Below are 19,118 nucleotides of genomic sequence, written 5' to 3'. Positions count from 1 at the left end.
TGGTTACTTCTGTATCTGCGACAGTCGTGTCCAAAATTTTTCCAGCCCTTCGTTGACCCTTTGGACGTCTTCAGGCGTCCCCATGAGTTCAAATTTGTAGAGATGCGGGACCTTGCATTTGGCGGCGATAATGTCTCCCGCCGCGCAATAGTTGTCCGCGAAGTTGGTGTTTCCTGCTCCGATGACGCCGCGGATCAGTTCCCTGTTCTGCGGGTTGTTCAGAAACCTGATGACTTGCTTGGGCACCGATCCTTCGCCATTCGTGCCACCATACGTGGGCAGCACAAGGACGAAGGGTTCCAGTGCGAGCAGCGGCGCGTCCTTGGCATGGAGCGGGATGCGTGCCGCGTCGACGCCGAGCTTCTGGACGAAGCGCTTGGTGTTCTCAGATGTGGAGGAAAAGTAGATGAGGTGACTCCGTGTGCTGACAGCTTCAGCGTTTAGTTGAGCAGTTGCTGTTGCCAGCGCTGCCATGGGAGTCACCTCGACTACATTGGAATACTCTGTTGTTGTGGCGGAGTCCTGAAAAACTAGGCCACCGAAGCGGCAGCCAGTGCCAGCTCTTCGATCTTGTCCGGACGGAATCCCGACCAGTGGTCCTGCTCGGTCACCACGACGGGGGCCTGCATGTATCCAAGGGCCTTCAGGCGCTCGAGAGCCTCGGCATCCTGGGAGATGTCAACGCTCTGGTAGGCGATGCCCTTCTTGTCGAGTGCACGGTAGGTTGCGTTGCACTGAACACAGGCCGGCTTCGTGTAAACCGTAACAGTCATGGTCCCTGTCCCCTTTGTTGAAGTCTTTGCTCTTCGCTTTGGCAGGCCCCGACCGGAACTGATTCCGACTCCGATGCTGGCCCGCTGGCCGCCTAGGCAGCCAAACTGATCTATTCACGTCTTGCATTCATGTCTTGCGCTGGTTTCCCGCTCAATCCGTAAATCGATACTACATGTAGTGCAAGCGCCTCAGCGGAACCCCAAGATGATGTATTACAAGTATGTCATTTTACGCACCGGTAGTCCACAGGCGCAGGGGGTAAAAATGTCCGGGAATCCGCCAAATCCAGAGACTTAATCCACACCCTGTGGACTACTTAGCCACATTTAATCGTCAGCGTGTCGCCAGGATCCCGGCGTGTCGCGGCATCCTGCAAACACCGTTTCGTGAGTCGCCCGCCACACTTCCAGGCGCCGGTCCGGCGCCAGGCCAACCCGGCAACAGCGGCAGCGGAGACCGAATTCACACCGCTATGCTGGCTTCCACGGCCTTTCGGCCGTCACCGAGCCTAAGGATCACTGATGGTCAACCTTCTCCACCTGCGGACGCTGCTTGAGGTCACGCGGCTCGGTTCCTTCGCGGCGGCCGCCGCCCGGCTCGGCTACACCGCCTCAGCCGTATCCCAACAGATGTCGGCGCTCGAACGGGATACCGGCGTCGAACTCTTCCACCGTTCCGCACGCAGCGTGGTTCCCACCGAAGCCGCGCTCACCATGGTGCGCCATGCTTCCAAAGTGCTCACCGACGTCGAGACCCTGCTGGCGGCCGCCTCGCGCAGCACGGACTCCCCCGTCCAGGAACTGCGGCTCGGCATCTTCCCCAGCCTGGCAACCTACGTCCTGCCGGACATCCTCCGGAACCCGCGCTGGAAGAAGCTGGGCATTGAACTCCGTCTGTGGGTTGCCGAGCCTTCCCAGACCATCCAGGGGCTGCGCACCGGCGGCGAACTGGACCTCGCGCTGGTGTACCAAGTGGGCCAGTCCGGGCTGGCATGGCCGCACACCTTGGATCGGCAGTGGATCGGCGACGACGACTTCCGAGTGGTGCTCCCCGCGTCGTGGGGCATCCGGGAGGACGCAGAAATGCAAGCCTCGCAGCTCTCCGACATGCCTTGGATCATGCACCATCCGGGCACCAGCGACGCGGTGGTGATTGAACGCCTGTTCGCCAGTTGCAATCTGCACCCGCGCGTCGTGGCCTATAGCGATGATTTCCACGCCAGCCTCGAGATGGCGGCAGCGGGGCTCGGCGCCGCGCTGGTGCCGGAACTGGCGCTGAGGCACCGGCCGCCCGGCGTCGTGGTTCTCGATGTTCCCGACATCCGGCTCGCCCGCAACGTGTTCGCCTTGCTCCTCAACGAGAAGCGCACGGCGCAGGTGCAGCTCTTCACGGAATTGCTTGCCGACACGCTTCGCGGGAGCACCGCAACCGTGCGGGCCGGCAGTGCCGCGACGATGCCCAAAACGACTCAAAAGTCAACGCCCAAACCGCGTACCTGAAATCTTCCAGGATGCTGGAACACGCTGCTTGTTTGGGACTATCTTGAAGACATGAGCAAGGTAGCGAGCAAACATTTTGGGGAGATCGAGCTCAACCACGGGCGGGAGCACTGTTACGTGGCTTCGCACGAGCTCGCCGGAAATCCCCTCGAACTGGACCTGAACGTCACGGCGCATGACCACTTCGACGAGAAGGCACTCCACAAGGTGGACTACCGCCTGGGCTACCTCCCCGAGTTGGTGGACCAGGTCCGGGACATGATCGCCGAGGAGCTGGACCAGGACGGCACCAACTCCCAGCAGTTCCTCCACTTCCACTCCAGCCAGCTTAAAGAAGAGCAACTGGAGGCGGTGTTCGGCGTCCGCGAAAAGACGCAGCTCACCAAGGACGTTTTCCTCAAGGCCCTGAAACTAGGTCATGTAGCGATCTACCCCGGCCAGCCGGAGCGCTATTTCGTCCTGGACTTCACCCTGGGCTCACACTTCACCGACGAGCTCCTGGTAGTTGCGGCGGACGAGGACGGCGTAGTGGACGACGAGATCCTCTGGGAGTCCTGAAGCAGGACTAAAAGTCCCCACCGGCCCCCTCGCCTCACAAGTTCGGCCAGGGAACCCTGCCGGTGTGGGCCCAGCAAGCGATGATTAAAAAACACCGTCGGCCGGTCACCTTTCGAGGTGACCGGCCGACGCAGTTTGTACTACTTGGGTTTACTTGGCTGCTTCCAGCAGGCTGGCGCGGACCGTCTTGGTGGCCTTGACCAGGTTGCGCAGGGACTCTTCGGTCTCGGCGTAGCCACGGGTCTTCAGGCCGCAGTCCGGGTTGACCCAGAGCTGGCGGGACGGAACGTGCTTGACCGCGGTGGACAGCAGCTCGGTGACTTCGGCTTCGCCCGGAACACGCGGCGAGTGGATGTCGTAGACGCCCGGACCAACGCCGCGGCCGAAGTGGTGCGCCTCGAGGTCGTGGACAACCTCCATGCGTGAACGTGCTGCTTCGATGGATGTGACGTCGGCGTCCAGGCCGTCGATCGCGTCGATGATCACGCCGAACTCCGAGTAGCAGAGGTGGGTGTGGATCTGGGTTGCGTCGGCCGCACCGGCAGTGGCCAGGCGGAAGGAGTCAACCGACCACTTCAGGTAGGCGGCGTGGTCAGCCTTGCGCAGCGGCAGGAGTTCGCGCAATGCGGGCTCGTCCACCTGGATGACCTTGATGCCGGCAGCTTCGAGGTCGGCGATTTCGTCACGCAGAGCCAGGCCGACCTGGTTGGCGGTCTCACCCAGCGGCTGGTCGTCGCGGACGAAGGACCAGGCCAGGATGGTGACCGGACCGGTGAGCATGCCCTTCATCGGCTTGTTGGTCAGGGACTGCGCGTATTCGGCCCAGGCGACCGTGATGGGGGCCGAACGGGTGACGTCGCCCCAAAGGATGGACGGACGGGTGCAGCGGGAGCCGTAGGACTGGACCCAGCCGTGGACCGTCACGTCGAAGCCTTCGAGGTTCTCGGCGAAGTACTGGACCATGTCGTTGCGCTCGGGTTCGCCGTGCACCAGGACGTCGTAGCCGAGCTCTTCCTGCAGGTCGACGACGCGCTTGATCTCGTCCTTCATGAGCTGCTCGTACTGCTCGTTGCTCAGCTCGCCCTTGTTGTTGCGGGCACGGGCGGAGCGGATTTCCGAGGTCTGGGGGAAGGATCCGATGGTGGTGGTGGGCAGCGGCGGCAGGTGCAGCGCTGCTTCCTGGGCGGCTTCGCGGACCGCGTACTCGGAGCGGTTGAAGTCGGCCTCGGTGAGGGCAGCGGTGCGGGCACGGACGTCGGCGCGCTGGACGCCTTCGGCGGTGGCGCGGGAGGCGATCACTGCGGAAGCTTCGTCGATGGCGACCTTCGCGGAAGCCGGGTCGGCCAGGTAGTCAGCGAGGGTCTTGACCTCGACGGCCTTCTGGTCAGCGAATGCGAGCCAGCTGCGCAGCTGCTCCGAGAGCTGGGTCTCCTCCGCGGTGTCGTGGGGAACGTGCTGCGTGGACGTGGAAGTGCTGACGGCAAGCTTGCCGGCCGCCGCCTTCAATTCATCCAGCTTGGCGGCCGAGACGGCGAGGTCGTTGCGCCAGATGTTGTGGCCGTCGACGACGCCGGCAACCAGGGTCTTGTTGCCCAGGCCGGCCAGGGCTGCTGCGGACGGTACCGCGCCCTTGAAGACGTCGATGTGCAGGGCGTCGATGTTGGTGGCGGCAAGGGTGCCGAGCTGGCCGTCGAGGGCACCGTACGGGGTGGAGACGAAGAGCTGCGGGCGCGCTGCCGCACCGGAGAGGACTTCGTAGGCACGGGCAACGGCGGCCTGGATTTCCGCGGCCGGGGTGTCCTGGTCGACAACGAGTGCGGGCTCGTCCAACTGGATCCAGCTGGCGCCGGCAGCGGCAAGCTTGCCGAGCAGCTCAACATAGACCGGGAGGATGTCCTCGAGGCGCGACAGCGGAGCGAAGCCCGCAGGAGCGTCGTCGGAAGCCTTGGAAAGCAGCAGGTAGGTGACCGGGCCGACGATGTACGGACGGGTCTCGATGCCGTTGGCCAGGGCGAACTCGAATTCCTCGACGATGCGGTTGGAGGCGAGCTTGAAGTCGGTCTCCGGGCCGATTTCCGGAACGAGGTAGTGGTAGTTGGTGTCGAACCACTTGGTCATTTCCAGCGGCTGCTGTTCCTTGTTGCCGCGGGCCAGGGTGAAGTAGCCATCGATGTCGAGCTGGCCTTCGGCGTTGAGCAGCTGGCCAAAGCGGGCCGGGACGGCGCCGAGGTGTGCGGTGGCGTCGAGCACCTGGTCGTAGAAGGAGAAGGTGCCGGGAACGGCGGCGGCTTCGTTGAGGCCGAGTTCCTGGAGTCGCTTGGCGGTGGTCAGCTGGATGTCCTTGGCAGCGGCGTCAAGGGCTGCGGCGTCGATCTTGCCGGCCCAGTAGGCTTCAACGGCCTTCTTAAGTTCGCGACGGCGGCCGATGCGCGGGTAGCCGAGAATCGAGGCTGCGGGGAACTGGGTGATGTTCTGTTCAGTCATGGGATTTCCTTGGGGCAGTAGGTGCAAATTGATGTGTCTAGGCGTTTGCGGAGCAGCGTTGGCTGATCAGCTCACAAGTTCTTGCCGGCGGGCGATGGCGCTGAGCCTGCTGGCGGGCCGGGCCGGTCGGGGCAAGGCAAGCTTGTCCAGCACGTCCAGGGCGCAAGTGTGCTCGTTGAAGGTGTACAGGTGGATGCCCGGAGCACCGGCCTGGAGTGCGGCGTTGGCCAGGTCAACCGTGGCGCGGACTCCGATCTTGCGCCGTTCGGCGTCCGTGTCCGCCGCGGCGAGGCGTTCAATCAGCTCAGGTGCCGGCTCGACGCCGGTGAGCTCGCCAAGGCGCTTGAGCCGGCGAAGGCTGGTCAGCGGCATGACGCCCGGAATGATCGGGATCGTGACCCCCGCACGTCGGGCACGGGAGATCAGGTCCGCATATTGCTCGGTGTGGAAGAAGACCTGCGTGATGGCGAAGTCGGCGCCCGAGCGCTGCTTCGCGAGCAGCACCTCGACGTCGTGCTCCACGCTCGGGGACTCAGGGTGGCGAGTGGGATAGGCGGCCACGCCAACGGCGATTTTGCCCGCGCACAGCAGGGCCGAACGTCGCTGTTCCACGCGGCGGATCAGTTCGATCAGGTCCTGGGCGTAGCGCAGCGAACCGTTGACCGGCTGGCCGCTGTCCTTGGGGAGGTCGCCGCGCAGCGCAAGGATACCGCGCACGCCGTTGTCCAGGAGTTCGCCGATGATCTCGGCCAACTCCTGCGGGGTGTTTCCGACGCAGGTCAGGTGGGCCAGTGGCCGCAGGGTCGTTTCGAGCAGCAGCCGGTTGATGAGCTCGACGGCTGTGTCGCGGTTGGAGCCGCTGGCGCCGTAGGTCACGGAGACGAAGTCGGGGTCCGTGGCCTCGAGCTCCCCGATGGTCGTCCAGAGGGACTCCGCGGCCGCGGGAGAGCGCGGCGGGAAAAGTTCGTAGGACAGGGCAACAGGAGCGGCGCCGGTCAAGTTTGGATGGGTGTCGATGAGGCTTGGTGGTGACATTTGCGTCCTTGGCTGTGTGTCAGCGGGCCTGCGTTCACGGACTTGAAAGCCAGGTCCATGGACTGCAGAATCGGTGAATTGAGTTTGGGGATACACGCAACGAACTCCAGCAGGGCGCAGCCGCGACTGTTACGCCTGGAATGAAGTTGTCCGTGTGCAAATGTCAGGCCCACATGGGGGCACCCACACCCTCCTGCCTGCCTTCAAGAGACAGATCCGGCGGAGGATCGCTGACACGTTACCGCGGTAACTTGAATACGACTCTAGATCGGGGCTCCGGGCGCCACAAATCCTCCGCCGAATTAAGACGCACTTTTACGCTGCGTTTCGCCTGATTTCTGAAGATTGTTCGTTTTAGCTTTCGGTAGGGTCTAAGCCGCAAAGGATACGCCACGGAGTAGCCCGCCGCGAGCCCTCCCCATGACGGTCCGGCAGGACTATTCTTTTGCCATGATTCAGCTTCCAGCCAGTTACCAGGAATACCTCGATGGCAAGGATGAGCGGTTCATCCAGACCATCCGCCCCATCTTGATGCAATCCGCCGCGGACAAGCTCCACGGTGTCCGTGTCCTCTACAACCCGGGGCTAACCGGTCACCAGGCCCATCTTGATGATTCCATTCCGTACGGCACCATTGTGGAGGACATCGACTGAGTCCAGGCTGTTGCCGCTCAGCCCTTCATCGCGCCGGACAGGGCAAACGCGCTTCCGGAGCCCCTCGCGACCACCGTGTAGAGAATAAGTACCGGGACCGAATACAAGATGGAGAACGCGGCAAGTTCCCCGTAGGCGATCGCTCCGTGCTGGCCGAAGAAGCTGAAGACGGACACTGCGGCGGGCTGCTTGGAGGTAGACAACAACAGGATGAACGGGACGAAGAAGTTCCCCCAGGCCTGGATGAAGACGAAGATGAACACTACGCCCAGCCCTTGCCTCATCAGCGGCAGCACGATTCTCCGGAGTGTGGCCAGTCCCGAGGCGCCGTCCATCCAGGCAGCTTCCTCCAGCTCAAGCGGCACGGAGTCCATGAAGTTCTTGGTCATCCAAATGGCCATTGGCAACGTGGTGGTTGCCATGAAGAAGATGGTTGCCGGCATCGAGTCCAGCAATTGCAACTGCACGAACAGGCCATAGACGGGCACCATGATTGCCGTGACCGGGAGCGAGGTGCCGAACAGGATCGTGTACAGGAACGGCTTGTTGAATCGCGATTGGTAGCGTGACAGCGGATAGGCTGCCAGGACGGCGGCCGCCAGGTTCACGACGGCGGTTCCGGCTGAGAGAAGGAAGCTGTTCAGGAGCGGTTGGAAGAGCAACCCGGGCGTCGATACGGCGGCAAAATTGGCGAACGACGGCGATTGCGGCCATCGCGTCTCGTATCCGGCGTGCGGATCAACGGACGCGAGCAGAAGCCATGCAAGGGGCAGCACAAAGCACAGCCCGATCACGGCCAAAGCCGCATTGGCGGCGAAGCGGACGCGGAGCCGTCCCCTGCCCACCGCCGTCGGGCGGTTCCCGGCGAGCAGCGGCGCACGGCGCAGGGAGGTCACGATTTTGCCCCGCGGATCAGCCTGACGTACACGACTCCGAAGACCATGCCGATCAGGATCAATACCGAGGCGATCGCGGTGCCGTAACCGATGTCTCCGAGCTTGAAGGCTTCCTGGTAGGCGAGCACGGGCAAGGTGGTGCTCGCGTTGGAGGGACCACCGGCCGTCATCACCCAAATGAGGGTGAATACCGCGAGCGTTTGTAGCGTGATCAGCATGAGGTTTGTGGCGATGCTTCCCCGGATGATCGGAAGGGTGATGAAGGCCAGCCGTTGCCAACCCCTGGCTCCGTCCATGAGGGCGGCTTCGGAGATGTCGCGCGGGACCTGGGAAAGGGCCGCCCGGTAGACCAGCATCGAGAACGCGGTGCCGCGCCAGACATTGGCCAGGATGACGGCGGCCATCGGAAAGGCATAGAGCCAGTTGGTGCCCTGGACACCGAACATTCCCAAGAGTTGGTTGAGCGTGCCGTCCTGGCTGAAGTACGCGTACGCCGCGAAGGCCGCAACGATCTCCGGCAGGATCCACGAAGCGACCACCACCGTGCCCACCAGCGAGGCCGTGGCTCCCCCGGCCCTGGTCATCAACAGGGCGATGACCAGGCCCAGGGCGTTCTGTCCGAGGATCGCGGAAACTGCCACGAAGACGACCGTCAGCCACGCCGAGAGCGGGAAGACGGAATCCGTCAGCATCCGGGCGTAGTTGTCCAGGCCGACCCATTGGGGGTTCAGTGCTGCCTTGCCTGACAATGCAGCGTTGGTGAAGGAGGCGTAGAAGGACCACGCCACGGGTGCCACCATGAAGAAGGCCAGCAGCAGGATTGAGGGCACTACCGGCAACAAGCGGAGCCCGCGACGCAGAGACTTTCGGATGGGGGGTCTGCGTCGCAGGGAACCGCGGTTGAGCGAATCAGGGACTGCCATGCGTCATTTCTGCATGACCTTGGAGTCGCCGACGAGTTTCTTGACCGAAGCGTCGTATTCGGCTGCGGCTTCTGCCGGGCTTTGTTTGCCGGTGATGACGGCCTCAGTGGCTTGTTGGACGGCGAGGGAGATCTTCGGATAGTCAGCGGTTGCCGGGCGATAGTGCGTGACGCCCACCAGATCGGAAACGTCCTTCACGAACGGGTTGGCTGCTTGGTAACCAGGATCGGAAGCGACATCGGTGCGGACGGCGATCTGCGAGTTGTTGACGTCGAAGGCCAACGCATTCTTCTTGTTCACGGCAGTGGTCAGGAACTTGAAGGCAAGGTCCGGGTTCTTGGTCTTAGCGCCAACGGCGAGCGTCCAGCCACCGGACATGCTCACGCCACCGGGATCCTGTCCAAACTGGGTGGGGAACGTGGCTACTCCCATATCCTGCGCATAGCCGGCCCATTCGTAGGAGCCGCCCTTCTGCCAGAACGACGGCGCGTAGGAACCTTCCACGGTGGCGCCCATTTTGCCTTGCGGCAGCCACTGTCCAAAGACTTTCTTCCACACGTTCGAATCAAGGGCGTCCGCCGGTGTCACCGAAAGCTTCTCATCGTAGAGGGTCTTCAGGAACTGGAGTGAATCGGTGAATCCCTTGGAACCCACCACCCACTTCTTGTCGCTTTCCGAATACAGGGAGCTTCCCGTTCCATAAAGCAGTTCGTAGAAGCTCTGCATGACGGTTCCCTCACCGGTGGCCTTTCCGGCGTACATGCTGAAGGGAATCACGCCCGGATCCGCGGCCTTCATTTTGCGGGCCGCGGCCAGGATGTCATCCCAGGTCTTCGGCTGCCATGGCAGCGTTATGCCGGCTTTCTGGAGGACTGTCTTGTTGTACCAGATCGCCCTGGTGTCGGTGCCAAGCGGGACGGCGTAGATACTGCCGTCGTCACCGCGTCCGGCGGCCTTGGCACCCTCGTTGAACTTGGACCACTCGTCCCACGTGGCCAATTGCGAGTCGAGTTTCAGCAAGTATCCGGCGTCGACGTCCGAGCGGACCTTGAAAGTGTCCTCGTAGAAGACATCCGGAGCAGTGTCCGGGGAACGCTGGGCCAGCGCGAGCTTGGTGCCATAGTCGTCGTCGTTGGCTTGGATGGGCTCCAGGTCCACAGTGACGCCCGCGTTCGCTGCTTCGAATTCCTGTTTGGCGTCCTGGAAGACCTTGTCCAGGGCGGTGAAGGAGTCCGTCTTTTGATAGACGATCTTGATGGTTTGTTTGCTTACGGCTTGGGGTTGGGCAGAGCAGGCTGCCGTGGCCAAAAGGCCTACGACGCCGAGCAGTGCTGCTCCGATCCGGACTGGGCGACGCATGACGCTCCGATCTTCAAGCGGCTGCAGCCCCCACACTTCAGCTGGCCCAGCCTGTTGCCAATATTGATAAATGCAGCCCTGCGACGCAGGACCTAGTGAAGGCCTCAGCCTTCCAAGAGGAGCCGCTGGGCACGCGGCGCAAGGGTGTGTTCCAGTACCAGGCAGGCAGCCCCGATGGCGCCGACGTCTTCGCCCACTCCGGTCCCGACAACCTCGATGCTGTGGATGCTGTTGGCTGCACTGTTGGCGGCGAGCAGGGCAGGAATGCGATCCAGGTAGCGTTCGGCCATACGGCCCCAGAAGGGGCCCCCAAAGACGACGCGTTCGACGTCGAGGGTGTTGGTCACCACCGCAACCGCTCGGGCAACCAGCACTGCAGACTTATCGATGATCGCAATGGCGCGTTCGTCGCCTGCGTCCGCGGCGTCGCAAAGCCGGGCGAATCCTTCCTGCACTTCCGGGCCCTCGGTGCCTTTGCGGCCACCGTTCAGGACACCTTGCTCTTCGGCCTCGGCCACGAGGACCTGCGGGATGCAGGAAGACTTGACGCAACCACGCAGGCCGCAATCGCAGGGGGGTCCATCCGGGTCAACAATGATGTGCCCGATTTCCCCGGCATTGCCGGATGTTCCACGGACAACTTCATCGTTCAAGACAATCCCGCAACCGATGCCGGTACCCATGTACATGAAGATGAAACTTCCAGTGCCGCTGGCCCCGCCTGCCCAGGTTTCGGCGACGGCCGCGCTCGTGACGTCTTTGTCCACGAGGGTCTCAAGCCCGGTGGCTTCGGCAAGGGCGTCCCTCAGGTAAACCCGGTCCCACCCCATCATCAGGGGCGGATCCACGACAGTGCCCTCATCAAGGTCTATGGGTCCCGGCGCCGCGACGCCAAGTCCCGCGATCTTCCCCGTGTCAACACCGGAATCTTCGATGAGCGCCTTGATTTCCTCCGCGATGGCGGCGATGACCCGCTGTGGATTGCTCCCGGCAGGCGTGGGAATCCGGGAGTGCTTCACAACGTCGCCCACGAGGTCCAGGACCACGGAGGTGATGACCGCGGGATCAACGTGGACGCCAAGCGCGTACATTCCGGAAGGGTTCAGGCGCAGGATGGTGCGGGGCTTACCCGGACCGCTGCCTTCCTTGCCTGCTTCGACAATGAGCCGCTGATCCAGGAGGCGGCGGGAGATGTTCGAAATAGTCTGCGGTGAAAGGCCGACGATTTGGGCGAGTTCCACGCGGCTCAGTCCGCCCGACGAGCGCCTGATTGCGTCGAGAATGACGGTCAGGTTGAAGTCCCCCATGCGGGGCAGATTGGTTCCGCGCCTCGGAGTCGGCTGGCGGATCTCAGTCACGGATTCCCCTAAAATCATTCGAATAATGCTGTTGCATTTGCATCGTACGGCACGTGTGCTTGTCCCGGTATGCCCACACGCTCCCCGGGCGTAACGGACCCCGATATTGCTGATGGGAGGCCCTCGAATATGGCACTCATGCCCCAGGCTGAGCTGGAAATCACCGCGGGGTTGGTGAGGAGTTTGCTCGAAGAGCAACTGCCAGGAGTCTCCCACCTTCCGTTGGAGCTGGTGGCAAACGGCTGGGATAACGTCATGTACCGGCTCGGCAACGAATGGGCCGTCCGATTGCCCCGGCGGGAGGCGGCAGCGCAGTTGATACTGCATGAGCAGCAATATCTCCCCGAGTATGCCCGGCAGTCTCCCGTACCCCTCCCCTGCCCCATTCACTCTGGACGCCCATCTGCGGAGTATCCGTGGCCTTGGAGCGTGACTCCATGGTTGGAAGGGCTCTCCGCAGTGCTGGCGTCCCAGGAGTCACGAAATGCGGCGGCCCAGGACCTTGCGGCGTTCCTCGTCGCAATCCACGTTCCGGCGGCACCGGGCGCGCCCGTCAATCCCGTCCGCGGGGTGCCTTTGCAAGCGAGGTCCGACGCGGTCATGGACCGGCTCGACGATTCCAGCCGCTATCCGCGGGCGGCGCGGTTGCGGACGCTCTGGTCCGAGGCATGCCTGGCCCCGTCGTGGGACGGACCCGGGCTGTGGCTGCATGGAGATCTCCACCCGGCGAACGTCCTCCTGGGGCCCGACGGCCGGCTCGCGGACGTCGTCGATTTCGGAGACCTCGGGGCCGGGGATCCCGCCGTCGACCTCGCCGTCGCGTGGTTGATGTTCGACGGCGGCGCGCGGCGCCGCTTCATGGCTGCCTTCGGACCCGCCGTGGATGCCGCGACTTGGACCCGCTCCCGCGGCTGGGCTGTGGTCCTCGCGACGGCGATGGTCAGTTTCTCGGACGATAATCCGGGGATGGCAGGAATCGGGCATTTCGGGGTGGGGCAGTTGCTGTCGGAGCCGCACTGACCCGGTCTGACGCCTAGCGTCTGACGCTGCGGGTCACCGTGAATTTCGGGTTCCGCCCGATTTCGGTGGTGGGACCGATCAGCCTTTCAAGCGCCGCACGGTACTGCAGGTGACTGTTGTAGACAGTCCAGAGTTCACCGCCCGAAGCCAGGACCCGTGCCGCGGCATCGAACATCTTTGTGGCCGCCCCGGCATGGACGCTCGCGCCGAGGTGGAACGGCGGGTTCAACAGGATGAGGTCGGCGCTGCCCGGTTCGAAGGTGGACATGGCATCGTCCTGGACTACCGTGATTCGATCTGCCAGCCCGTTGGCTGCCGCGGTTGCCCTGGCGGACGCGACTGCTGCCGCCGATTGGTCCGTCGCGGTAACCCGTGCCTTCGGACGGTTCCGGGCGTACATCGTGGCGAGGATCCCGGTCCCGCAGCCAAGGTCTACGGCGTGGCGCGCTTCGGGGATCCTGTCCAGGAAGCCCAGGAGAAAGCGCGTGCCGATATCCAGCTTCGTGCCTGAAAACGCAGCCCCGTGGGCACAGACCGTCATCCCAAGCTCGGTGTTCTGCTCCGAAACCGGGAAGGACTCCGGCGTGTCCGGCCGCTTGGGACTGCGGGCGATCAGGACACGCGACTTCCGCTGCGCAAGCTGCGGCTGCACCGATTCGAAGCTGCGTTCAAGGACGGCGTTCATGCCCAGGGACATGTGCTTGACGCGACCTCCGGCGAGCAGGACGGCTCCCGGCGCTGCAAAGCGTGCAACGGCGTCGACGATTTCTTCCAGTTCCGCGAGGGCTTTGGGCAATTGCATGATCACCAGTTCGGCGCCGTCGAGCAGCCCGGCACCCAACTCGAGCTGATCAAAGCGCCCGGACAACCCGGACGCCTGGGCGTTACGTTCCAGCGCGAGCCTGCCGGCGTAGAGGTCCTGGGTCACCCGGACATGCCCGACGCCGATGGCCGCCAAAGCGCCCAGGGTCAGGGCTCCGTAGCGGTCACCGATCACCGCAACGCGGGTTTCCGGATTTGCGATGTAGCCAGCCGCGGTCTCAAGGAGCAGCCGGTCGGTGGCGTCGTGCGCCTGCAGGTTCTCCGCCTCGACATCGGGGAAGCGGCGCAAGGTGCCGAACAGTGTCTCAAGGTGTACATCCAGCTCGGTCAAGGTCACGGTGCACCAATCTATCTCCCTCACGAACCCTCGACAACACAGGGGCGGCGGAGGAAGGTAGAGATTGCAAGTAATCGACCGTCTGACCGCTGCTGAAGGCACGGCACACGCCGCAAGCAGCCAAGACATCAGGGTCCGCTGCGAAGGGCGAGCCACGTTGCGGACCTGGAAGACCAGGCTCCCACTCCCCCTTGTGAGCAGACCATGACTGTCAACCTCGTCACTCAGCTTGAAGTAAAGTCGCACAATTCTCCCGATGAAATCCGTCGGCCCGAGAAAACCGTGGTGGAAAACGTCACTGTCGGTGACTACACCATCGGCCGCCTCAGCTTCGAGCCAGGCTGGAGTTGGGCGGATTGCATCAAGCCGGTGGTCCAAACCGATTCCTGCCAGCTCAACCACGTGGGCTACTGCATTACCGGTTCGCTCGAAGTCGAGACCACCGACGGCAAGAAGATCAGCATCTCCAAAGGAGATTCGTACACCATCCCGCCGGGACACAATGCCTGGGTGGTAGGCGACGAAACCTACTCGGCCATCGAGTTTGTCAGCGCGGCAGAATATGGAGTCAAAGCCGAGCAATAGTCTTTACATGCCGTCAGCGCGTCCTGGGATTTTCTCCTCGGCCTGCTGCCGAATAGGAAACGCATCTACAATCGTCGCAAGCGACCGCTCGCACGGACGGTTTCACACCGAACGGAAGACGCGGCCGTCTTCACCGATAAGTAGAGGACGTGTTTCCATGGCTTTCGTTGAACCAACCGCCGATGTCTCAGAGCAGGCGTCCATTGGCCACGGCACGAGGATCTGGCATCTTGCCCAGATCAGGGAGGATGCCCGCCTCGGCGAAAACTGCAACATTGGTCGCGGGGCCTATGTGGGACCAGGTGTCGAAATAGGCCCCAACTCCAAGCTTCAAAACTATGCCCTGGTCTATGAGCCCGCCCGGCTGGGCGCCGGAGTCTTCATCGGCCCGGCAGCCGTACTCACCAACGACACGTACCCCCGGGCGGTGAGCCCCGACGGCACAATGAAATCGGCCGACGACTGGACCCCCGTGGGCGTGATCGTAGAAGATGGCGCGGCAATCGGCGCCCGAGCGGTGTGCATCGCGCCCATAACGATCGGCAGATGGGCAACCGTTGCCGCGGGCGCGGTGGTGGTCCGGGACGTTCCGGCCTTCGCGTTGGTTGCAGGAGTTCCCGCAAAGCAAATCGGCTGGGTCGGCAAGTCCGGACATCCCCTTCGGCCGGACGGCGACGAACTGGTGTGCCCCGCGACGGGAGAGCGCTACATCAAAAACGGAGACACGCTCACAGAAGCACCCACGGTATGAGCAGGGTCCGTGCCGCCGTCGTCGGAGGCGGAATCATCGGCGTCGCGGTGGCGCGTGAGCTCACCCGCAGACTCGACAATGCGGACGTGACGGTATTCGAGAAGGAAATCGAGCTTGGCGGACACCAGACCGGACACAACAGCGGCGTTGTGCATGCAGGGCTCTACTACGAGCCCGGGAGCCTGAAGGCGCGACTCTGCCGCCGCGGCGTGGACCTTCTCCGGCAGTTCGCGGCGGAGAAGAACCTCGGCTACGAAGAGTGCGGCAAAGTAGTCGTCGCCCACAATGCCCGCGAACTTGACCGGCTCAAGGCGATACACGCCCGGGCCATCGCCAATGGCGTGCCGGACGTCCGCATGATCGGCGCGGACGATCTCGCCGTCGTCGAGCCGCATGCCCGCGGCCTGGCCGCCCTGCATTCGCCGCGGACCGCGATAGTCGATTACCGCGCCATCACCAATGCCTTGGCCCAGGACGTGCGTGCGGCGGGCGGGAATATCCTGCTGGGACTGGCGGTGACCGGTGTGGAAGACCGTGGCCGCGAGGTGCGGATACGGTCCTCCCGCGGAACTGAAGCGTTCGACGTCGTTATCACTTGTGCCGGCTTGCAGTCGGATCGGCTGGCCTACGCCGCCGGAGACCCCGCGGACCCCCGTATCGTGCCGTTTTTCGGCGACTATTTCCTGCTCCGGACCGAGAAGCGTTCTTTGGTCAAAGGCCTGATCTATCCCGTGCCGGACCCGCGATATCCCTTCCTCGGTGTCCACCTGACCAAGCGCATCGACGGCGCCATCCTGGTGGGACCCAATGCTTTCCTGGCCGGCGGCCGGGAAGCCTACCGCCGCACGCAAATGTCCCCCGCCGATCTCGGCGCCGTGCTGGGGTTCCCGGGATTCTGGCGGTTCGCCGCAGGCAACCTGCCCGCAGCCGTCCGGGAGGCACGCACGGTGATGAACACCCGTGCCTTCGTCAGGGAGGCACAGAAGTACGTTCCGGACATCCTGCCGGGCGATGTCACGCGCGGTCCCCGCGGAATCCGGGCGCAGGCAATGACCTCCGACGGCAGCCTCGTCGATGACTTCGTCATTACCGGCACGAGCCGCGTCCTCCACGTGCGGAATGCTCCCTCGCCGGGCGCGACCTCGTCGATGGCCATCGCCGAGCACATCGTGGCCGAAGCAACGGGACGAGCCCGACTCTCCTGATCCAGGGCACCTGACAGCTCCACCCGCGCGGCATTTCCTCCGTGCCCCCGGGGTTCGTTTCGACATCGGCTGGTATTTCCGCGTGTCCGAAGCCTAAAAACAGGTAAACGACCGCCGTTCCCGACGTGCGGCGGCCAAAAAAACGGGTACCGGCACTCGTGCCATGCTCCCGGCCCGCTCCATATGCTTCCGTCATTGAGTGCCTGAAACCAATGACAGAAGCAGGTCGCGACATGAGCAACAACCGAAATTTCCCTTTGGCTGTGCGCCGCGCGGTCCTGCCGACCGTGCTGGCCATGATCGCAACGCTCCTGCCGTTGCAGATGGCAGTCTCCGCCGTCGCAGCCACGGATCCATGCGCCGCGCCGGTCACCAACCCGGTTGCTTGCGAAAACACTCTGCCCGGGAACCCCGCCTCCGAATGGCAGGTCTCCGGAGCCGGAGACTCCACGATCCAGGGTTACGGCACGTCGATGAGCGTCAATATCGGCCAAACGATCTCGTTCAAGATTCTGACGCCCGCGTCGGCCTACCACATCGATGTGTATCGGCTTGGTTACTACCAGGGCTTGGGGGCCCGCAAAGTTGCCTCGAACGTCCTCCCCTCGGCTGCACTGCCGCAATCACAACCGGCTTGTAACACTTACTCCGACACGGGACTCATCGACTGCGGAAACTGGGGCGTGTCGGCTTCCTGGGCGGTCCCGTCCACTGCGGTCTCCGGCGTCTATATCGCAAGGCTCGTGCGCAACGACACGAACGGCGCGAGCATCGTGCCATTCGTTGTCCGGAACGACTCCGCACATTCAGACATGCTGTTCCAGACCTCGGACGAGACGTGGCAGGCGTACAACACCTATGGTGGCAACAGCCTCTACAGCTGCACCGTCGCTTGCCCTCCCGGGAACCCGCAGGCCTATAAGTCGGCCTTCAAAGTCTCGTACAACAGGCCGTTCAATTCCGCTGCGGACGACCAAGGGCGAAGCTGGCTGATGTACTCCGAGTACCCGATGATCCGGTTCATGGAAGCCAACGGGTACGACATGAGCTACATGAGCGGCAACGATGTCGCCACCAAGGGTTCCCTGCTGCTCAACCACAAGACATTCATGTCCGTGGGGCATGACGAGTATTGGTCCGGCGACCAGCGCGCCAACGTCGAAGCCGCCCGCGACGCCGGCGTGAACCTTGCGTTCTTCAGCGGCAACGAGGTCTTCTGGAAGACGCGTTGGGAACCGAGCGTCGCCGGACCCAGCACGCCCGGCCGGACTCTGGTGGCCTACAAAGATACGCATTTCAACGCGCCAACCGACCCGGTCTCCTGGACGGGCACCTATCGGGACCCGCGCTTCGGGACCTCCACTGGTGGAGGAAACCCCGAAAACTCACTGACAGGCCAGTTCTTCATCGTCAATTCAGGAACCACTGACATCACGGTTCCCTCGCAATACAGTGCGCTCCGGATGTGGAGGAACACGACCATTGCCACGACGGCCCCCGGGACCAGCGTGACCCTCGGTGCGGGCCTGGGAACGCTCGGTTACGAATGGGATATCGACGCCGATAACGGCTTCCGGCCGGCCGGCCTCTTCAAGCTGTCGGCCACCACGAACACGTCCGCGGAAGTCTTCACGGACTACGGCTCGCAGACTGCCACCGGGAAGACAGCCACCCACAACCTCACAATGTACAAAGCACCGAGTGGAGCGATTGTCTTTGGCGCGGGCACAGTGCAGTGGCCGTGGGGACTTGACGGGTTCACCACTGGCAAAGCGGTGGACAAGAACATGCAGCAGGCTACCGTCAACCTGTTCGCCGACATGGGAGTCCAGCCGGCGACGATCGTCACCGGGCTGACTGCCGCCACCCGATCCACAGATGTCACTCCGCCGACGTCCACCATCACTTCACCAGCCTTCGGCGCGAACATTGCTGACGGAACCATCGTCACCATCAGCGGAACCGCGGCCGACACCGGAGGCGTGGTGGCCGGCGTCGAGGTCTCCACCGACAACGGAAATACCTGGCGTCCCGCCACGGGCACGACAAATTGGACCTTCACCTGGAATGCGCACGGCAACCCCACGTCCACCTTGCGCTCACGTGCCGTTGACGACAGCGGCAACGTGGAGACGCCGTCGTCGGGCGTTGTCACCAACGTCGCCTGCCCGTGTTCCCTTTCGGGCGTGAACATCTCGCCAACCGTGGCCGACGCGGCGGACCCGACCGCGATCGAGGTAGGCGCCAAGTTCTACTCCGAAGTCAACGGAACCATCAAAGGAGTCCGGTTCTACAAGGCAACCAAAAACACCGGGACACACATCGGCAACATCTGGTCCGCCAGCGGGCAGCTGTTGGCCAGTGCAACCTTCACCGGTGAATCCGCCACGGGGTGGCAGACCGTGAATTTCTCGACGCCGCTGGCCGTCTCCGCGAACACGATGTACGTCGTTTCCTATTACGCTCCTGCGGGCCACTATTCCGAGGACACAGCCTACTTCTACCTGCATCCGTCTCCGCCGCCCGCGGGTAACAGCCGCGTAGACAGTGCACCTTTGCACTACCCGCGGAGCCTCCCGGGCACCCCTAACGGCCTCTACGCCTACGGCTCTTCTTCGGCGTTCCCGAACGAATCGTATGACGCCGAGTACTACTGGGTGGACGCGATCTTCAATCCCTCGAGCACGGCCCCTGCGGTCTCTTCCACGTCCCCGGCCAACAACGCCACCGCCGTGCCCACCAACACCGCACCAACCGCGACCTTCAACCAGGCCGTCACCGCGTCCTCCATCACCTACACCCTCAAAGACGCCACCAACACCGCCGTACCCGGCACCACCAGCTACAACACCACCACC

The 19,118-nt window shown here is 63.3% G+C and carries 17 protein-coding genes; 8 read left to right on the top strand and 9 right to left on the bottom strand.

From position 1 onward, the window contains the following. Positions 1–3: 3 nt before the first annotated feature. Positions 4–474 carry a class Ib ribonucleoside-diphosphate reductase assembly flavoprotein NrdI gene (gene nrdI, locus AC1DJW_RS11265; protein WP_284754836.1) on the bottom strand — a complete coding sequence of 157 codons (471 nt, stop codon included), beginning with the start codon at positions 472–474 and terminating at the stop codon, positions 4–6. A 56-nt stretch (positions 475–530) separates the two neighbouring features. Next, entirely contained in the window at positions 531–773 is a 243-nt protein-coding gene (gene nrdH, locus AC1DJW_RS11260; RefSeq protein ID WP_028267421.1) for a glutaredoxin-like protein NrdH, read from the bottom strand. 522 nt (positions 774–1,295) lie between these two features. Between nrdH and AC1DJW_RS11255 the strand changes: the two genes are divergently transcribed. Further along, positions 1,296–2,273, top strand: coding sequence for a LysR family transcriptional regulator (locus AC1DJW_RS11255; protein WP_476901455.1), 978 nt, complete (start codon positions 1,296–1,298; stop codon positions 2,271–2,273). 51 nt (positions 2,274–2,324) lie between these two features. Further along, complete coding sequence (locus tag AC1DJW_RS11250) at positions 2,325–2,831, top strand: DUF2004 domain-containing protein (RefSeq protein WP_284754842.1); 507 nt, start codon at positions 2,325–2,327, stop codon at positions 2,829–2,831. A gap of 150 nt (positions 2,832–2,981) precedes the next feature. Here AC1DJW_RS11250 and metE read toward each other — a convergent pair whose 3' ends face one another. Then, entirely contained in the window at positions 2,982–5,315 is a 2,334-nt protein-coding gene (gene metE, locus AC1DJW_RS11245) for a 5-methyltetrahydropteroyltriglutamate--homocysteine S-methyltransferase (protein ID WP_284754844.1), read from the bottom strand. Between the two features lie 66 nt (positions 5,316–5,381). Further along, positions 5,382–6,350, bottom strand: a complete 969-nt coding sequence (locus AC1DJW_RS11240) for a methylenetetrahydrofolate reductase (protein WP_269997849.1) — start codon at positions 6,348–6,350, stop codon at positions 5,382–5,384. A gap of 450 nt (positions 6,351–6,800) precedes the next feature. Between AC1DJW_RS11240 and AC1DJW_RS11235 the strand changes: the two genes are divergently transcribed. After that, on the top strand, positions 6,801–7,004 hold the full coding sequence (locus AC1DJW_RS11235; protein ID WP_265981384.1) for a hypothetical protein: 204 nt from the start codon (positions 6,801–6,803) through the stop codon (positions 7,002–7,004). Between the two features lie 17 nt (positions 7,005–7,021). Here AC1DJW_RS11235 and AC1DJW_RS11230 read toward each other — a convergent pair whose 3' ends face one another. From AC1DJW_RS11230 to AC1DJW_RS11215, 4 genes are all read right to left on the bottom strand, one after another. Then, complete coding sequence (locus AC1DJW_RS11230) at positions 7,022–7,903, bottom strand: carbohydrate ABC transporter permease (RefSeq protein ID WP_390277946.1); 882 nt, start codon at positions 7,901–7,903, stop codon at positions 7,022–7,024. Then, positions 7,897–8,823: a carbohydrate ABC transporter permease gene (locus AC1DJW_RS11225; RefSeq protein ID WP_476901454.1), complete on the bottom strand. Its 927-nt coding sequence runs from the start codon at positions 8,821–8,823 to the stop codon at positions 7,897–7,899. The genes AC1DJW_RS11230 and AC1DJW_RS11225 overlap by 7 nt, the downstream gene beginning before the upstream one ends. 3 nt (positions 8,824–8,826) lie before the next feature. Further along, a complete protein-coding gene (locus AC1DJW_RS11220) occupies positions 8,827–10,182 on the bottom strand; it encodes an extracellular solute-binding protein (protein ID WP_390277723.1) in 1,356 nt (451 codons plus the stop codon). A 104-nt stretch (positions 10,183–10,286) separates the two neighbouring features. Beyond that, entirely contained in the window at positions 10,287–11,540 is a 1,254-nt protein-coding gene (locus AC1DJW_RS11215; protein ID WP_390277725.1) for an ROK family protein, read from the bottom strand. A gap of 129 nt (positions 11,541–11,669) precedes the next feature. Here AC1DJW_RS11215 and AC1DJW_RS11210 point away from each other — a divergent pair, with 129 nt between their 5' ends. Further along, a complete protein-coding gene (locus AC1DJW_RS11210) occupies positions 11,670–12,560 on the top strand; it encodes an aminoglycoside phosphotransferase family protein (protein ID WP_476901453.1) in 891 nt (296 codons plus the stop codon). 13 nt (positions 12,561–12,573) lie between these two features. On the opposite strand, the gene AC1DJW_RS11205 is transcribed toward AC1DJW_RS11210, so the two are convergent. Beyond that, positions 12,574–13,713 carry a class I SAM-dependent methyltransferase gene (locus AC1DJW_RS11205; protein ID WP_476901467.1) on the bottom strand — a complete coding sequence of 380 codons (1,140 nt, stop codon included), beginning with the start codon at positions 13,711–13,713 and terminating at the stop codon, positions 12,574–12,576. Between the two features lie 210 nt (positions 13,714–13,923). On the opposite strand from AC1DJW_RS11205, the gene AC1DJW_RS11200 reads away from it, so the two are divergent. From AC1DJW_RS11200 to AC1DJW_RS11185, 4 genes are all read left to right on the top strand, one after another. Next, a complete protein-coding gene (locus AC1DJW_RS11200; RefSeq protein ID WP_476901452.1) occupies positions 13,924–14,304 on the top strand; it encodes a cupin domain-containing protein in 381 nt (126 codons plus the stop codon). A gap of 157 nt (positions 14,305–14,461) precedes the next feature. Continuing rightward, positions 14,462–15,055, top strand: a complete 594-nt coding sequence (locus AC1DJW_RS11195; protein ID WP_476901451.1) for an acyltransferase — start codon at positions 14,462–14,464, stop codon at positions 15,053–15,055. Continuing rightward, positions 15,052–16,260 carry an L-2-hydroxyglutarate oxidase gene (lhgO, locus tag AC1DJW_RS11190; RefSeq protein WP_459342581.1) on the top strand — a complete coding sequence of 403 codons (1,209 nt, stop codon included), beginning with the start codon at positions 15,052–15,054 and terminating at the stop codon, positions 16,258–16,260. Before AC1DJW_RS11195 ends, lhgO begins: the two co-directional genes overlap by 4 nt. Positions 16,261–16,493: 233 nt before the next feature. Beyond that, positions 16,494–19,118, top strand: a 2,625-nt coding sequence (locus AC1DJW_RS11185) for a N,N-dimethylformamidase beta subunit family domain-containing protein (protein WP_476901450.1), incomplete at its 3' end; no start/stop codon positions are given.

The organism is Arthrobacter sp. 05L417 (genome assembly GCF_056397865.1).
Note: the sequence above shows the minus strand (reverse complement) of the source record. Positions and strands in the feature narration are given on the sequence as shown.

Coding starts and splice junctions, on each gene's coding strand:
- nrdI (WP_284754836.1), bottom strand. CDS start 474: ATGGCAGCGCTGGCAACAGCAACTGCTCAACTAAACGCTGAAGCTGTC.
- nrdH (WP_028267421.1), bottom strand. CDS start 773: ATGACTGTTACGGTTTACACGAAGCCGGCCTGTGTTCAGTGCAACGCA.
- AC1DJW_RS11255 (WP_476901455.1), top strand. CDS start 1,296: ATGGTCAACCTTCTCCACCTGCGGACGCTGCTTGAGGTCACGCGGCTC.
- AC1DJW_RS11250 (WP_284754842.1), top strand. CDS start 2,325: ATGAGCAAGGTAGCGAGCAAACATTTTGGGGAGATCGAGCTCAACCAC.
- metE (WP_284754844.1), bottom strand. CDS start 5,315: ATGACTGAACAGAACATCACCCAGTTCCCCGCAGCCTCGATTCTCGGC.
- AC1DJW_RS11240 (WP_269997849.1), bottom strand. CDS start 6,350: ATGTCACCACCAAGCCTCATCGACACCCATCCAAACTTGACCGGCGCC.
- AC1DJW_RS11235 (WP_265981384.1), top strand. CDS start 6,801: ATGATTCAGCTTCCAGCCAGTTACCAGGAATACCTCGATGGCAAGGAT.
- AC1DJW_RS11225 (WP_476901454.1), bottom strand. CDS start 8,823: ATGGCAGTCCCTGATTCGCTCAACCGCGGTTCCCTGCGACGCAGACCC.
- AC1DJW_RS11220 (WP_390277723.1), bottom strand. CDS start 10,182: ATGCGTCGCCCAGTCCGGATCGGAGCAGCACTGCTCGGCGTCGTAGGC.
- AC1DJW_RS11210 (WP_476901453.1), top strand. CDS start 11,670: ATGGCACTCATGCCCCAGGCTGAGCTGGAAATCACCGCGGGGTTGGTG.
- AC1DJW_RS11200 (WP_476901452.1), top strand. CDS start 13,924: ATGACTGTCAACCTCGTCACTCAGCTTGAAGTAAAGTCGCACAATTCT.
- AC1DJW_RS11195 (WP_476901451.1), top strand. CDS start 14,462: ATGGCTTTCGTTGAACCAACCGCCGATGTCTCAGAGCAGGCGTCCATT.
- lhgO (WP_459342581.1), top strand. CDS start 15,052: ATGAGCAGGGTCCGTGCCGCCGTCGTCGGAGGCGGAATCATCGGCGTC.